The organism is Allobosea sp. FG18, from assembly GCF_057809495.1.
This window is the reverse complement of the sequence record NZ_JBMDKB010000035.1, coordinates 1-15,482: the sequence shown is the minus strand read 5'-3', so window position 1 is coordinate 15,482 and position 15,482 is coordinate 1. Positions and strand designations below refer to the sequence as shown.

Genomic DNA, 15,482 nt, shown 5'->3' with positions numbered 1-15,482 from the left:
GGGCGGCTCCAAGCCTGGCCAAATGCACCATCCCAACGAAAAGCCCCGCCGGTTGGGCCGGCGGGGCTTGTGGCAGAGCAAGGCTCGCGCTGGAACGGATCAGGCCGCGTCGGCGCGGTCGGCGTTCATGACCTTGGCCCAGGCCGCGACGAAGTCGTCGACGAATTTCCGGGCGTTGTCGTCCTGGGCATAGACCTCGGCATAGGCGCGCAGCACCGAATTCGAGCCGAAGACGAGGTCGACGCGGGTCGCGGTCCACTTCACCGCGCCGGTCTTGCGGTCGCGGATCTCGTAGAGGCCGTTCGCGGTCGGCACCCAGCTGTAGTGCATGTCGGTGAGGTTGACGAAGAAGTCGCTGGTCAGCGCGCCGACCCGGTCGGTGAACACGCCATGCTTCGTGCCGCCATGGTTGGTGCCGAGCACGCGCATGCCGCCGAGCAGCACCGTCATCTCCGCCGCCGTCAGGCCGAGCAGCTGGGCGCGGTCGAGCAGCATCTCCTCGCCGGTGACGACATAGGCTTCCTTCTGCCAGTTGCGGAAACCGTCGGCGAGCGGCTCCAGCACCGCGAAGGAAGCCGCATCGGTCTGCGCGTCGGTGGCATCGCCACGGCCCGGCGCGAAGGGCACGGTCACATCGAAGCCGGCAGCCTTGGCAGCCTGCTCGACGCCGACATTGCCGGCGAGCACGATGACGTCGGCGACGCTCGCGCCGCTCGCAGCCGCGATCGGCTCCAGCACAGCGAGAACCCGCGACAGTCGCGCCGGCTCGTTGCCGGCCCAGTCCTTCTGGGGCGCCAGGCGGATGCGGGCGCCATTGGCGCCGCCGCGCTTGTCGGAGCCGCGGAAGGTGCGGGCGCTATCCCAGGCGGTCGAGACCAGATCAGCGGTCGACAGGCCGCTCGCGGCGATCTTCGCCTTCACGGCGGCGACATCGTAACCGACGCGGCCGGCCGGGACCGGGTCCTGCCAGATCAGCTCCTCGGACGGGACGTCCGGGCCGAGATAACGCGACCTCGGGCCGAGATCGCGATGGGTCAGCTTGAACCAGGCGCGGGCGAAGGCATCCGAGAACGCGTCGAAATCGTTGAGGAAGCGCTCCGAGATCGCCCGGTAGGCCGGATCGACCTTCAGGGCCATGTCGGCATCAGTCATCATCGGGTTGCGGCGGATCGCAGCGTCCTCCACGTCCACCGGCTTGTCCTTGTCGGCGATCGAGACCGGCTCGTACTGCCAGGCGCCGGCCGGCGACTTGCGCAGCTCCCAGTCATGGCCCAGCAGCATCTCGAAGAAGCCGTTGTCCCAGCGCGTCGGATGGGTGGTCCAGGCACCCTCGATGCCGCTGACGACCTGATCGCGGCCGATGCCACGGCCCTTCCGGTTCATCCAGCCGAGGCCCTGATCCTCGATGGCGCCGCCTTCCGGCGCCGGGCTGAGATTGGCTGCGTCGCCGTTGCCATGGCCCTTGCCGATGGTGTGGCCGCCGGCGGTGAGCGCGACGGTCTCCTCATCGTCCATCGCCATGCGCGCGAAGGTCTCGCGCATCATCGCGGCGGTCTTGAGCGGATCCGGCTTGCCGTTGACGCCTTCCGGATTGACGTAGATCAGGCCCATCTGGACGGCCGCCAGCGGGTTCGCCAGCGTCTTGGCGTCGGCAACGTTGCCATAGCGATTGTCGCTCGGCGCCAGCCACTCCTTCTCCTCGCCCCAGTAGATGTCCTTCTCGGGGTGCCAGATGTCCTCGCGGCCGAAGGCGAAGCCGAAGGTCTTCAGGCCCGCGACCTCATAGGCGATCGTCCCGGCGAGTGCGATCAGGTCGGCCCAGCTGACGCGGTTGCCGTATTTCTTCTTGATCGGCCAGAGCAGGCGGCGCGGCTTGTCGGTATTGGCATTGTCCGGCCAGGAGTTCAGCGGGGCGAAGCGCTGGTTGCCGGTGCCCGCGCCGCCACGGCCGTCGGAGATGCGATAGGTGCCGGCGGCATGCCAGGTCATGCGGGCCATGGTGCCGACATAGCTGCCCCAGTCGGCCGGCCACCAGTCCTGGCTGTCGGTCATCAGCGCGCGGAGGTCGTTCTTCAGCGCCGCGACGTCGAGCTTCTTCAGCTCCTCGCGATAGTTGAAGTCCTTACCGAGCGGATTGGTCTTGCCGTCGTGCTGGTGGAGAATGTCGAGGTTTAGGGCATTGGGCCACCAGCCGGTGACGGTGTCCCCGGACTGGGTCGCCCCGCCATGCATGACCGGGCATTTGCCGGCCGTCTTCACGTCGTTGCCGTCCATGATATCCCCCTTCGGAGCCTGCTGAATCGGGTCTTTCCGGAAGGCGCCTGACGCCTCGCGCCGGAAGGCGGCGCGTCCCGCACCCGCTCGAAGCCGATGCCGCGCCGTTCCATTCGAATGGTTCTAGGGAAAAGCCATCATAATGAGAACTTGAATTTTCAAATAACTACGATAATTTTTTCAAATGATATCGATCAAACACCTCCGCTACTTCGCGGCCCTGGCCCAGCACCGCCATTTCGGCCGGGCCGCGGATGCCTGCGCGATCAGCCAGCCGGCCCTGTCGCTGCAGATCAAGGATCTGGAGGATCTGCTCGACGCGCAACTGGTCGAGCGCGACCGCCGGCAGATCCGGCTGACCAGCCTCGGCGAAGCCTTCGCCGGACGGGCCCAGCATATCCTGCGCTCGGTGGACGAACTGGCGGATCTGGCGCGGGCTTCGAGCCCGTCATTGGGGGGAAGGCTGCGCATCGGCATGATCCCGACGGTCGCGCCCTATCTCCTGCCGGCGGTGATCCGGCGCCTGACGGAGCGCTTTCCGGCGGTCGACCTGCGCCCGCGCGAGGCGGTGACCGGCAAGCTGACGGAAGACCTCGTCACCGGCGGCCTCGATGTCGCGGTGATGGCCCTGCCCGTCTCCGAACCCTCCTTGCAGGATCACCCGCTGTTCGACGAGGAGTTCGTCCTGGTGCGCGCCCTGGCCGACCGGCACAAGCCGCCGCCCAGCGTGGAGAACCTGCGCGCGATGCGCCTGCTCCTGCTGGAAGAAGGACACTGCTTCCGCGATCAGGCGCTGGCCTTCTGCAACATGACGTCAGGCCTATCGCAGGACCCGATGGAGGGCAGTTCGCTCGCCACCCTGGTGCGCATGGTCGGCGCGGGCATGGGCGTGACGCTGATTCCGGAAATGGCGGTCGCGGCGGAAACCTCGGCCGTGGAGGTCAGCATCGCCCGGCTGGCGGAACCGCAACCGAGGCGCCGCATCGGCCTGGTCTGGCGCAAGACGAACCCGCTGGCCGAGCATTTCGTGCAGGTCGGCGAGATCGTCCGCCAGGAACACGATGTCCTGCGCCGCCATGGCGGCGCGGCGCGGCTTCCCGGTACAGGCCTGCGGGGCGGATCAGACCGCCCCGACGACCTGACACGTCACCCATAGGAGCAGGCCGAGCCAGCCGACCTGTATCGCGCCCAGGAACAGCGCGAGCATGAATGTCGTGCTGCGCTCGCCCTTGGTGGTGCCGACGGCCGTTGAATCCATTGCGATTATGACCTGCTCCATCACCGATGGGGCAGATCTAGCGCGCAGATGACGCTACGGAAACAAGATGGTGAACTTATCGTAAATGCGACAGAGGCGGCCAGCTCGCGCCACGCCGCCTCTGAAAGTCTTCTCGACAATGAAATGCGGCCCGTTACCGGGCCGCCGTTCGATGGCTAACGACTGTGGCAGCCGCTCACCAGCCGCGGTGACGGCGGTAATAGCCCGGAGGCGGGCCGTAGCCGGGGCGCGGGCCGTAACCATAGCCATAGCCGGGTCGGGGACCGTAGCCCGGCCGGGGACCATAGCCGTAGCCGCGGCCATAGCCGCCACCCCGCCCATGGCGCTGCTGCCGCATCGTCTCGCGCATGATCATGTGGCGCCGTTCGGCGGCCGCCGACCACGTGTATTCCGCGGCCTGCTTGTCCAGCCGCTGAGCGGTCGAGGCCGGCAGTTCCTCCGAGGCCATCGCCGGCGCCGCCAGCGACAGGCCGACGCCCAGAGCAGCGAGCATGAGGAATTTACGCATATGTTTCTCCTTGAGCTGACCGCATTAAACGCGACAGCACACCAACGGTTCATGAACCGCATTGTTGGCTTATGTTCATCGGGACCTGCGCTCATCAAGGCCCGACCGCCGGATACCCTGCGGGTCTCGACGTGTTGCGAGGCCGTTTTGAATCCCGGATTGGGGCGGGGGCGTGGCATGCCCGGCCACGCGAGCATCTGCTTGATCTCTCACGAGATCCACCCGGCCTGCGGTACCGCCGCAACGACGGTCAAGCCAGACCGTGTCCGCAGGAACCGGAAATGCATGGCTGACGACGCAGTCTCGACGGAACCGGTCTGTGCCGATTTCCCTGCCCACTGGGAAAATGCAGGGAAATGGCCGAAACTGCGCGGCTATGCGGACCAATACCGAGGTATTCGCGCCGGTTGTTCAAAGCAACGCCCCTCGACGGGTTGTCGCCACCGCGAACCAGCCAGCAGCCAACTCGGCGGCGCATAGGAGCTTCCAAAGGCGCCGGATGGCGTTCTGGCGATCTCACTGCAGTGATGCATCGCGGAAACCGTCGCCCTAAGAATCCGGCCGAACCTGAAAGTGATGGTTGTTGCCGTTCATCCGACGCGGCTCTCCGGAGAGGGTTTGCTCCACCTCTTGCTTGAACTCCCCCCAGCAAACGTACTCGCGACCGCAGCCGCTGCACTTGACAAGGGCCGAGTCGATCAGCTCGGCAGGGAGAATGACCGAGATGCTACCACAATTATCGCACGCGAAATTCGACAGGGTTGTCACACCTAGCATGTGCGTCTCCCAGCATGTCCCGAGGCAACCTCAGCGCCCATTGCGACCAAGTCCGTAGTCGAGCCGATCCCAAGAAAAAATTCTTGATGGTTGGCAAGAACACGGATGACCGGTTCGATCGTGAACCGGCCGACCTTTCGAGGCCGGGGCCATGGCTGACCCGGGAGGGGGAAGTTGGGGCGGCGTCTCCGAAATACCCGCCCGCCTCCAAGAACCGCGCGTTCGCCTCTGAGGACCCGGCGCCTATCTCTCCCGGAATGCTCGCGCAATCTGGTCCGAAAGCGGCTTGGCGAAATAGGACAGAACCGTTCTCTGCTGCGTACGCACGAAAACCTCGACAGGCATGCCCGGCCCGACCTTTGCCCCCTGGAGCCGTTCGAGCTCGCCGTCCAGGATGGCGACGCGAAGCGTGTAGAAATCTTGCCCCGTTCGCTGATCGACGGTGAGATCGGGAGATACGCGGGACACTTCGCCCTCGATCTCAGGCGTGGTCCGCTGATTGAGGGCCGAGAAACGCAGCCCAGCGCGCTGCCCGGAGTACACCTGCTCGATATCCTGAGGTCGCACCCTCGCCTGTACCGTCAGGCGATCAGAGGCAGGCACGATCAGCATCAAGGTTTCGCCCGGAGAGGCGACGCCGCCAATCGTGTGAACCGCCATCTGGTGCACAGTGCCGGATTGGGGAGCCCGGATATCCACACGCTTGAGCTGGTCCTCCGCTGTGACTTTCCGTTCAACCAGCTCGGAAATCTTGCCACGAAGATCGGCGAGCGTCTTGCCGACTTCGGTGCGAAGATCCTCATCGATCTGAAGGATCTGCAGCTCGGTCTCGGTGATCTTGCCTTTGGCTTGAGCCACCGATGAGACCAGGGTGCCTTTCTCGCCGGTGATACGTGCAGCATCCTGTCAAACGGCACGCAATGTTGCCCCCCAATCGGCGTCCAATCTTGACCCCTTGATGGGCTGAGACGGTGAGGAGGTGGCGCGGCGCAGCTGGTTTGGGTTGCGCAGCCGCGCCGGCTCCGGGTCGCAGGCGGCGCAGTTGCCTCAGAGCCTGTTCTTGAAGCGCCAGCTCTCGTTGCCGGTCTCGACGATGTCGCAGTGATGGGTTAGCCGGTCGAGGAGCGCCGTGGTCATCTTGGCGTCCCCAAAGACGGAAGGCCATTCGCCGAAGGCGAGGTTGGTGGTGACGATGACGGAGCTCTGTTCGTAGAGCCTGCTGATCAGATGGAACAGCAACTGGCCGCCGGACTGGGCGAAGGGGAGATAGCCAAGTTCGTCGAGAACGATGAAGTCCATGCGAGAGAGATAGTCGGCCATACGGCCCTGCCGGCCGGCGCGGGCTTCGGCCTCGAGCTTGTTGACGAGATCGACGACGTTGAAGAAGCGTCCCCGCGCGCCGGCACGGATGCAAGCTCGGGCGATGGCGATGGCGAGATGGGTCTTGCCGGTCCCGGTGCCACCGACGAGGACGACATTGCGCTGATGGGCGATGAAGTTGCCGCCTGCGAGGTCGTGGACGAGCGTCTCGTTGAGCGGCGTGCCGTCGAAGACGAAGTCGCCGACATCCTTGGCGAGGGGCAGCTTGGCGATGGTGATCTGGTACTTGATGGAGCGCGCCTGCTTCTCGGCAATCTCCGCCGATAGCAGATCGCCGACGATGCGCTGGGGTTCGTGCTGGCGCTTCACCGCCGTGGTGATGATCTCGTCAAAGGCGGCCTTCATGCCGTAGAGCTTGAGTTCGCCCATGGTGGCGAGAATCTCCGAGCGTTCCATCACACGGCTCTCCTGAGGCTGTCGTAGCGGGCACAATCGGCGGCGGGCTCATGGCGCAGGCGCAGCGCATCGGGCGTCATGATGGTGATCGCAGCAGCCGGCTCCCGGCGTCGGGCCAGGATGTTGAGGATGACGTCGGCTGAATGCACGCCTTGCTTCAGCGCTTCGGCGCAGGCGGCTTCGACCGCCGGCAAGCCGTCGCTCAGCACCGTAGTCAGGATATCGACCATCTGCCGGTCCCCATCCCGCACTGCTGCCAGCTTCCGGCGCACCCGGTCCAGCCCGGCCGGAAGAACCCAGTCCTTGAAGGGCGCGCCATTGCGCAGGGCGCCCGGCTTGCGGGCCAACACCGGGACATAGTGCCAGGGATCGAAGGTTGTCTGATCGCGGCCGTAGCAGCGGGCATGCTCACCGACGATGCGACCGTTCTGGCGCAGTTCGACGCGATCGGCATAGGCACGGATCTCGACGGGGCGGCCGATCGCGCTGGCTGCGACCGAGTACTTGTTGTTGTCGAAGCGCACCAGGCAGGTCTTCGACACGGCAGCCGGCAAGGCATGGAAGCCGTCGAAGCGCCCGGCATACGCAACGAGGCTCGGCCGCTCGGCTTCGAAGGCCTCCCAGATCGTTACGTCGCGCCGCTCGGGATGGCGATGCGCCTTGGCATAGTTGATCACCTGGTCCATCAGCCAGGCGTTCAGCTCGTCATAGTTCTTGACCCTGAGCCGGGGCGCAAAAAAGCGCTCGCGTACGAGGCCGACCTGGTTCTCGACCTGGCCCTTCTCCCAGCCCGAGGCCGGCGTGCACGCGACGGGGTCGACCAGATAGTGGCTGCACATCTGCATGAAGCGCCGGTTATAGGCGCGCTCCTTGCCGACGAAGATGGTCTCCACCGCCGTCTTCATGTTGTCGTAGATGCCGCGTGTGCAGGCGCCTTTGAAGAAGGCGAAGCCCCGGTCGTGGGCGTCGAAGACCATCTCCTGGCTCTCGCGCGGATAGGCCCGCACGAACGGCATACGCGAATGGCAGAGCCGGAGATGAGCGACCTTCACCTTGGTCGTGACGCCGTTGACGACGACGATCTCGTGGCTCCAGTCGAACTGGTAGGCTTCGCCGGGCGCGAAGTTCAACGGGATATAGGCATCGGCGGTAACCGCAGACTGGTCGCGGCGCCAACTCCGCGCATAGCGGCGGACAGCATCATAGCTGCCATCGTAACCGCGGCCCCGCAACTCCTCGAAGACCCGGATCAGCGTCAGGCGCTCACGCGCCGGCTTGCCCTCGTTCGCCATCAGCAGCCGGTCCAGGTCGGGGCGCCAGGGGCCGATCTTCGGCTGGGGCTGAACCTTCCGCTCGTACTCGAACGACGTCGCGCCCGAGCGCAGCACCTTGCGCACCGTGTTCCGCGAGACGTGAAGCTCGCGGACAATCTCCTTGATCGTCTTCCCCCGGACCGAAAACTCGCGCCGGATCCGCGCAATCGTATCCACGCCCTTCATCCCCCGCCCGCCCATTTGAAACCAAAACGGGCAGTCTCACCGAAAACGGCTCAAGGGGGTCAAAGTTGGATGCCGATCCCCCGCCTTAAGGGGTCAAACTTGCACACGATGACGTAATTGCTGCCGCTGAGCCCCTGACTTCAGAGTGACGGACGGCAGGCAGCGGCGCCGGCCCGAGCACGGGATGGTCATCATGAAACAATATGTCGGGCTGGATGTATCGCAGAAAGAGACCAGCGTTTGCGTCGTCGATGAATCTGGAAAGGTCGTCTTTCAAGGCAGGGCGAGGTCCGATCCCGGGGCTTTGGCTGAACTGCTGAGCAAGCGCGCGCCGAGCGCCGAGCGGATCGGCTTTGAGACCGGCGCGATGTCGAGCTGGCTGTGGCATGAACTCAACCGGATCGGCCTGCCCGTCGTCTGCATCGACGCCCGGCACGCGAAAGCCGTGCTGTCGGTTCGCATGAACAAGAGCGACGAGAACGACGCCCAAGGCCTGGCGGAGTTGGTTCGGGTCGGCTGGTACCGAGAAGTCAAAGTGAAGAGTGCAGAGAGTCAGGCAACCCGATCCCTGCTCGTCGCACGCTCGAGGCTTGTCGCCATCCGCCGCGATCTGGAGAACCAGATCCGTTCGATGCTGAAGGAATATGGGCTGCAGTTCAGCCGATCGATTGGTGCGCAGTTCCGGCGAAAGGTCCTGGAGCTGGTTGTCGAGGGTCATCCGCTCCGATCCGTGATTGGCGCGCTCCTCAGCGTCCATGAACAGGCTTGCGAGGAACAGGAGAAACTCGATCGTCAGGTCCGGCGCCTCGCTCGTGACGACTGCACCACGCGCCGGCTGATGACGGTTCCTGGCGTCGGCGTGGTGACGGCGCTGACCTACCGCCACACGATCGATGATCCCTCGCGCTTCTCCTCGGCCAGCGATGTCGGTGCCTACCTGGGTCTGACTCCGCGGCGAAAGCAATCCGGGGAAACGGATGTTAGCGGCCGTGTCTCGCATTGGGGAGATCGCCTGCTGCGAACCTATCTCTACGAGGCAGCCAGCGTCCTGATGCATCGAACGAAGAAATGGTCGCCGCTGAAAGCATGGGGCATTCGTCTCTCCAAGCGGATCGGTATGAAGAAGGCCAAGGTGGCCGTCGCACGCAAGATGGCCGTGCTCCTCCACTGCATCTGGGTCGACGGCACCAGCTTTGAATGGGGAAGCGAAAAGACGGCATAGTTGTTATCCGCGTCAACCTGCTCACGGGAGCCACTCTCGGCACTCGCGATGTCCCCGCCGGGACGGCGGTTGTGGTGACCTCGTTGTTTCGGCTGACGTCCACTGGAACGTCGTTGCACACGTTGAGGCACCCGACCCGTACATCATCATGAGGCGCTCGACCTCGGAAAGGACCATGACCCCGGCGATGACGGCGCGAAATCTGAGGTTGACAGCTACCCGCAATTAAAGGGCCGAAACACAAACCCGCTACTGCGTGGTTGGTTCCACGCGGGACCTGACGCGCCGCCGCCGGTGGATCCCGGCTTTGGACCCTGGAGGATTTCCCAATGGCGTCTCGCCGCAGTTTTCTCCTCGCCGCTGGTAGCCTCGCGGCCTCAGGGCTTCATGGATTGGAGGCATTCGGCCAAGATTCGGCATTGAGCCGCAAGACTTCAAGCGCGCCTACCCAGAGCGAGGCGCCCGGAACCGGCCGTAGGTTGTACGTCGCCCCCACCGGCGAGGACGACGACGACCCGGAGCGGGGCACCGTCCAGCGCCCGTTCGCCACGCTTCCTCGCGCCTTCTCCCACGCCTACGGCGGCGATACGATCCTGCTGCGAGGGGGAGAATACGGCTTCGACGGCGCCGCCGAAGGATGGCTTCTCGCTGGTCGCGGCGGAGAGCCGGGACGTCCGATCGTCATCGAGAACTATCCCGGCGAGGTTCCCGTGATCGACGGAGCCGCAATGAGGCCCCCGACACAACGGTATCAGGCGTGGCCTTCGCGCAATTCAGCCGGCGGGTTTGCGCTTGTTATCATGGATGCGTCCCACCTGACCCTGCGCGGACTTACCGTTCGCCATGGCCCGATGGGCGGGTGCTTCGTCAACGGCACACATCACAACTTGTTGATCGAGCGCTGCGTCTTTCGCGACAATGGCTGGCTCAACGACGAGTATGGCACCGGCCTGGGAATCCTCGGGAAAGGCGATCACAACATCGTGCGCAATTGCGATTCCTTCGGCAATCACGGCGGAGGGCCGGGCGCAACGGGCGGAAATGCCGATGGGATCTCGGTTTCGCTCAACGACAGCACCGGCACCATCGTCACCGGTAACCGCGCTTGGCGCAACACGGACGACGGCTTCGACTTCTACAACACCTCGCGGGCCAAGGACAGCCTCAGCACCTCACCATGCCTTATCGATCAGAACTGGTCCTTCGAGAACGGATACAACTCCGACGGCTCGATCAACCCTACCGAGGCTGGCGACGGCTGCGGTTTCAAGCTGGGAGGGCGGCGCTCAGGCGCCACCGGCCTCTATGGCGGTCACACGGTGACCCGGTGCCTTTCTTGGAGCAACAAGACAAGCGGTTTTGATGACAACAGCTATAATGGCGGAATGCTGCCGATGGCCATCTTCAACAATGTCTCGTTCAACGATGCGCGCAGCGAGGTAGGTTACGCCTTCATCATTGAGCATAATGCGAGCACGGTGCTTCGGAACAATATAGTCTTCATAAAAGGCGGAAGGCACGACTTCGACATCGAGCTTGCGTCTCAATCGCACAATGCAAGCAACGGTGCGGCCTTAAGGTCCTTCTCGCCAACGAATTTCAAAGTGTCTTTGAACGACTTTCAGTCCATCGACGATGCGATTGCGCGCGGTCCCCGGCAGGCGGACGGCTCCCTGCCGGTCTCGGACTTCTTGAGACTGGCGAAGGGGAGCAGGCTGGTCGGCGCAGGAAGCACGCTCGGGCTGCCACCCACCGTGCCCTCGAACGGGGAGGTTGTCAGCCTCGGGGCCTTCGAGGGGCCATAGCAACGGCCCATTGTCGCGGACTCTGACGCATGCACAGTCCTGCGGCGCGCGCTGCCCCCGACCTTCAGCCCGCTCTGCGGCATGACTGTATCCGCAGCGGCGAAGCAAAGAGTGCCATGGACCGACGCTACCGGCACTGGCGATTCCGCCAAGGATCGCGGCGCGCTACACAAACACCGTCGCAGAAACTGCTCAGTCACCCAGAGGGCACGGTTCAGCTGAATGCATGGCTGGGGCGCCAGGATTCGAACCTGGGAATGGCGGTACCAAAAACCGCTGCCTTACCACTTGGCGACGCCCCAATGTGCGGCGCCTTCTAGAACGCGGCGGCGCGACGCGCAACCGTCAAGCCACCGCATCTTTTGCCCGCTCGGCAAGAATTCCTCCACAACCTGCAAAGAGCCTGTTGCGCCGGAGCCGCGTGCTGGCTATAAGCCGCCCACCAGCGGATCGGAGTGTGGCTCAGCCTGGTAGAGCACCTCGTTCGGGACGAGGGGGTCGCAGGTTCAAATCCTGCCACTCCGACCAAAATTTCCCGAGATATTTCAAGCAGTTGAGACGACGGCCCTTCGGGGCCTTTTTCTTGTCGCTCTCGCCCTCCCCCTAGCCTGACACCGTCACGCACCCGTCAAATGGCATGTCTATTGCGTCGCCTCCGAAACGGAGACGACCATGCTGCGCGACTGCCCGACCGATGCGAAAGCCACGCTCGCCCTGATCGCCCTTTCGGCGATCTGCATCCTGGGCTGGCTCGCCGACCTCGGCCTTTGAACACGATCCCCGGCTGCCCGCCTCTGTCGCCGGGCCCAGACAGCCTCTAAAGTGCGGTCTCATCGAATCGAACGGTCGGGGCCATGAAGCGCATCACCCTCCTTGCCGGCATCCTCGGATTGGCCGTGTTTCTGTCCGGTTGCGACAAATGCGGCAATTTCAACCCGTTGTTCGGGCCCTATGACACCAAGAGCTGCAGCGGCAAGTCGAACAGCTGACGCGCATCAGCAGCGATGAGCGACGAGATCGAGTTCGACCGCAGCGCGACAACGGAAGCCGGCACGGTCGCGAGCCTGTCCCCGCTGGTGCGCCGGATCGTCGCCGGCAATGGCGGGCCGATGACCTTCACCGGCACCTGCTCCTATATCGTCGGCCGCGGCACGGTCGCGATCATCGATCCCGGCCCGGACGACCCCGGTCATGTCGAACGCCTGCTGGCGGCGGTTCGCGGCGAGACGGTCAGCCATATCGTCGTCACGCATACCCATCGCGACCACTCGCCTGCGGTGCCGGCCCTGAAAGCCGCGACCGGCGCGACGGTGGTCGGCTGCGGGCCGCATCGCCCGTCGCGGGAGCTCGGGCCGGGCGAGGGCCGCGTGCTCGATGCCGCAGCCGACACTGATTTCGTACCGGACCAGGAGATGGGCGACGGCGATACCGTCTCCGGGCCCGGCTGGAGCCTGGCCGCCGTCGCGACGCCCGGCCACACCGCCAACCATCTCGCCTTCACGCTCGCCGAGGAAGAAACCCTGTTCTCCGGCGACCATGTCATGGCCTGGTCGACATCGGTCGTCGCCCCGCCGGATGGTTCGATGGCCGCCTATATGGCCTCGATCGAGAAGCTGCGCGGGCTGGAACATGCCCGCTACTGGCCGGGCCATGGCGGCCCGGTGAACGAGCCGCAGCGTTTCCTGCGCGGGCTCGTCCAGCACCGCCGCCAGCGCGAAGCGGCGATCCTGAACCGGCTCGGAGCCGGCGACGAGACGATCGCCGCGATGGTGCCGGTGATCTACCAAGGCCTGGCCCCTGCCCTGCATGGCGCGGCCGCGCTCTCGGTGCTGGCCCAGCTCGAGGACCTTGTGCTGCGCGGCGCCGTCCAGTCCAGCGACGCCATTCCGGCCCTCGCCAGTCGCTACAGGCTCGCCTGACGCTGGCCGCTCAGCGGCTGTCCATCAGCAATTCGATCTCGCCGGCAAAGGCCGCGACGCGCGCCGCATTCGCTCCGAGGTCGTGGCTGCCGAGGCGCGAGGCCGAGCGGATGTCGATGCGGCTGCCGTCGACGCGGGGCCTGACGCGGATGGTGATATCCTCGGAAAAGCGCAGGATGCGCCCGCGCGCGACGGCCTCGACCCGCCCCGCGCCGCTGCGCCCGCCGGGCCGCGCCGTCTCCAGAACCTGCCAGCCGAGACCGAGTGCCGCCCGCCTGGCGAGGTCGAAAGCGGCATCGGCCGGCAGTTCGAGCAGGATCGGCACAGCCTTGGGATAGGCCTGCCGCTGCAGGCGCCGGCGCGCGGCAGGGATATCGGGCGGCACCCGCCCGGCCCGGGCCGTCAGCGCGGCCTGCGAGCGGCTGAACGCGGGAGGATCGTCGATATCGGTCGAGACGTCGGCCAATGCCGGCCTGGTCGCGAGCCTGAAGGCGATGTAACCGGCGGGCGCAAGCAGGATGAGCGAAAGCAGCATCGCGCCGGCCGCCATGCCGACGCCGCGATGGCCGGAATACCAGATGCGAATGAAGGCGAGGATGGCGAGGCCGAGCGCCGCGAGCACGAGCGCGTAAGCGCCGAGAACCGGCGCCAGCCCCTCGATGCTCGGCTCCCGCAAGCGCACCAGCAGCAGCGACAGGAGCAGCACCGCGCAGGAAAACCACGCCAACCGCCGGCTCCAGATGGCGGCGCGCGAAACCGGTTCCTCGAAGACGAGACGGCGGTGCATCGCCCTTTCGTGCCCGTGGCGGACCCGGAAGGCAAGTCGGGGAGCGGGGCGAAGCGCAATCTTAATCAAGTCAGCCATAAGACGGCAGGACGAGGCTCGCCCGCTGCCTGCCTCCCGGCCTTCGTCACCGCCTTATCGCCGCATGTCACGCCCCGAGTCCCGCCGTGAAATTCTTCCCCTCGTCGATCCAGAACTATCTCGTCGCCACCATGGCCTGCCTGTGCGTGCCCGGCATCGGGGCGCTGGGCTACATGGCGTATCAATCCATCTCGGAGGTGCGCACCAACATGGAGCTGGGCGAGCTGGCCCAGGCCGACAAGGCCCTGCTGCTCGCCGGCAACGCGATCCGCACCGCGCGCGGACAGGCCCAGACCAGCATCCAGGTCGCCGACGATCCGGTCGCGACGCTGAAGCAGGTCGAGGAGAGCAATCGCAGCCGCATCGCCGATGCCGTCGCCCAGCTCGACGAAACCGGCCTGCCCGGCCGCAAGGAATTGATCGCCGGTATCCTGCAGCAGCAGAAGCTGACCGACGCCCGGATGGCCGATCTCCATGCCGAGGCGGCGAAGCCGAAGGCGCAGCGCAGCCTCGCCGCCACGATGCCCTGGTATAACGGCATCGGCGCGATCGAAGCCGCCATCGTCAAGGCTTCGGACGAGACCTCCAATGCCGCCCGTCTGGCGGACCCGATCCTCGCCGACCTGCAGGGCTTCAAGTCGGCCGGCTGGGACGTCCGCTCGAATTACGGCACGCAGTGCTCGGTGCTCCGCCCGGCCTTCGGCTCGGGCAAGGCGCTGGAAACCGCGCAGATCCGCAAGCTCGGCGAATTGCGCGGCGTCTCCAACGCCTCCGGCGAGACGCTGAAGCAGCTCGCGTCCCGCCCCGGCGTCGGCAGCGAGCTCGCCCGGAAGGTCGGCGTCATGTCCGCCGAGGTCGAGGCCTCGAACCGCAAGATGGACGAATTGATCGGCAAGCTTGGCCAGGGCGCCGGCCCGGTCATCGCGGCGGAAGAGTGGACGAAGCAGTGCAATGGCCCGTTCACGGCTATCGTCTCGGCCGTCACCCAGTCGCTCGACGACATGGTGGTGCGGACCGACAAGAAGCTCAACGCCGCCTGGATCAAGCTCGGCATCGTCGGCGCGCTGCTGGCCGCCCTGCTCGCGATCTGCGTGATGAGCCTGCGCGGCGTGCAGCGCCGGATCGCACGGCCGCTGGTCTCGCTGAAATCCGCTCTCGACGAGATGCAGCAGGGCAATTTCGCCCAGGCCATTCCCGCCGCCCCCTCGCCGGACGAGATCGGCGCACTGAGCGGCGCCCTCGAGGTCTATCGCGAGAACGCGCTCGCGCTCGAGCAGAACCGGCGCGACCGCGAGCTCGCCATGCTCGCCGATGCCGAGCAGGCCGCCCATGTCCAGAAGCTGCTCGGCGAGGTCGCCGCTATCGTCGCCGATGCCCGTAACGGCAATTTCTCCGGCAAGGCACAGGTCGGCGGCATGGAAGGCCCGCTGAAGGAACTCGTCGAGGGCATCAACGAGATCAACGCGGTCGTTGACGGCGCGACGACGGAGTTTGCCGGGGCCTTGTCGGCGATCGCGGGCGGCGACCTGACCAACCGGATCGAGACGGGCTATCGCGG

The 15,482-nt window shown here is 65.5% G+C and carries 12 protein-coding genes, 2 tRNA genes and 1 pseudogene; 7 read left to right on the top strand and 8 right to left on the bottom strand.

All coding sequences use genetic code 11. From position 1 onward, the window contains the following. Positions 1-99 precede the first annotated feature (99 nt). The gene (gene katG, locus ACODTJ_RS26640) at positions 100-2,274 is read right to left on the bottom strand and encodes a catalase/peroxidase HPI (RefSeq protein ID WP_454658376.1); all 2,175 of its coding nucleotides are present in this window, start codon (positions 2,272-2,274) and stop codon (positions 100-102) included. A 184-nt stretch (positions 2,275-2,458) separates the two neighbouring features. Between katG and ACODTJ_RS26635 the strand changes: the two genes are divergently transcribed. Continuing rightward, a complete protein-coding gene (locus ACODTJ_RS26635; RefSeq protein WP_454658377.1) occupies positions 2,459-3,430 on the top strand; it encodes a hydrogen peroxide-inducible genes activator in 972 nt (323 codons plus the stop codon). Here the strand turns inward: ACODTJ_RS26635 and ACODTJ_RS26630 are convergent. The 5 genes and pseudogenes from ACODTJ_RS26630 to istA all read right to left on the bottom strand — a co-directional run bounded on the left by ACODTJ_RS26630 (position 3,395) and on the right by istA (position 8,113). Then, positions 3,395-3,532 (bottom strand): hypothetical protein, encoded by a 138-nt coding sequence (locus tag ACODTJ_RS26630; protein WP_454658378.1) that lies wholly within the window; start codon positions 3,530-3,532, stop codon positions 3,395-3,397. The genes ACODTJ_RS26635 and ACODTJ_RS26630 overlap by 36 nt on opposite strands. 196 nt (positions 3,533-3,728) lie before the next feature. After that, positions 3,729-4,061: a hypothetical protein gene (locus tag ACODTJ_RS26625; RefSeq protein ID WP_454658379.1), complete on the bottom strand. Its 333-nt coding sequence runs from the start codon at positions 4,059-4,061 to the stop codon at positions 3,729-3,731. A gap of 1,020 nt (positions 4,062-5,081) precedes the next feature. Continuing rightward, positions 5,082-5,744: pseudogene (locus tag ACODTJ_RS26620) on the bottom strand (HlyD family type I secretion periplasmic adaptor subunit); the annotation flags it as partial. 141 nt (positions 5,745-5,885) lie between these two features. Beyond that, positions 5,886-6,614, bottom strand: coding sequence for an IS21-like element helper ATPase IstB (istB, locus tag ACODTJ_RS26615; RefSeq protein WP_054211923.1), 729 nt, complete (start codon positions 6,612-6,614; stop codon positions 5,886-5,888). Beyond that, positions 6,614-8,113: an IS21 family transposase gene (istA, locus tag ACODTJ_RS26610; protein WP_488850898.1), complete on the bottom strand. Its 1,500-nt coding sequence runs from the start codon at positions 8,111-8,113 to the stop codon at positions 6,614-6,616. Before istA ends, istB begins: the two co-directional genes overlap by 1 nt. Before the next feature lie 193 nt (positions 8,114-8,306). Between istA and ACODTJ_RS26605 the strand changes: the two genes are divergently transcribed. Continuing rightward, on the top strand, positions 8,307-9,335 hold the full coding sequence (locus ACODTJ_RS26605; RefSeq protein ID WP_488850896.1) for an IS110 family RNA-guided transposase: 1,029 nt from the start codon (positions 8,307-8,309) through the stop codon (positions 9,333-9,335). A 329-nt stretch (positions 9,336-9,664) separates the two neighbouring features. Next, the gene (locus ACODTJ_RS26600) at positions 9,665-11,140 is read left to right on the top strand and encodes a right-handed parallel beta-helix repeat-containing protein (RefSeq protein WP_454658403.1); all 1,476 of its coding nucleotides are present in this window, start codon (positions 9,665-9,667) and stop codon (positions 11,138-11,140) included. Between the two features lie 227 nt (positions 11,141-11,367). Here ACODTJ_RS26600 and ACODTJ_RS26595 read toward each other — a convergent pair. After that, positions 11,368-11,442, bottom strand: a tRNA-Gln gene (locus ACODTJ_RS26595). Positions 11,443-11,591: 149 nt separating this feature from the next. Between ACODTJ_RS26595 and ACODTJ_RS26590 the strand changes: the two genes are divergently transcribed. From ACODTJ_RS26590 to ACODTJ_RS26580, 3 genes are all read left to right on the top strand, one after another. Next, positions 11,592-11,668 (top strand) — tRNA-Pro (locus ACODTJ_RS26590). Between the two features lie 326 nt (positions 11,669-11,994). After that, positions 11,995-12,129 carry a hypothetical protein gene (locus tag ACODTJ_RS26585; protein ID WP_454658404.1) on the top strand — a complete coding sequence of 45 codons (135 nt, stop codon included), beginning with the start codon at positions 11,995-11,997 and terminating at the stop codon, positions 12,127-12,129. A 15-nt stretch (positions 12,130-12,144) separates the two neighbouring features. Continuing rightward, positions 12,145-13,059 carry an MBL fold metallo-hydrolase gene (locus tag ACODTJ_RS26580; RefSeq protein WP_454658405.1) on the top strand — a complete coding sequence of 305 codons (915 nt, stop codon included), beginning with the start codon at positions 12,145-12,147 and terminating at the stop codon, positions 13,057-13,059. A gap of 10 nt (positions 13,060-13,069) precedes the next feature. On the opposite strand, the gene ACODTJ_RS26575 is transcribed toward ACODTJ_RS26580, so the two are convergent. Beyond that, positions 13,070-13,846, bottom strand: a complete 777-nt coding sequence (locus tag ACODTJ_RS26575; protein ID WP_454658406.1) for a DUF1499 domain-containing protein — start codon at positions 13,844-13,846, stop codon at positions 13,070-13,072. A gap of 164 nt (positions 13,847-14,010) precedes the next feature. Between ACODTJ_RS26575 and ACODTJ_RS26570 the strand changes: the two genes are divergently transcribed. Further along, on the top strand, positions 14,011-15,482 hold a 1,472-nt coding region (locus ACODTJ_RS26570), incomplete at its 3' end, for a HAMP domain-containing protein (RefSeq protein WP_488850892.1).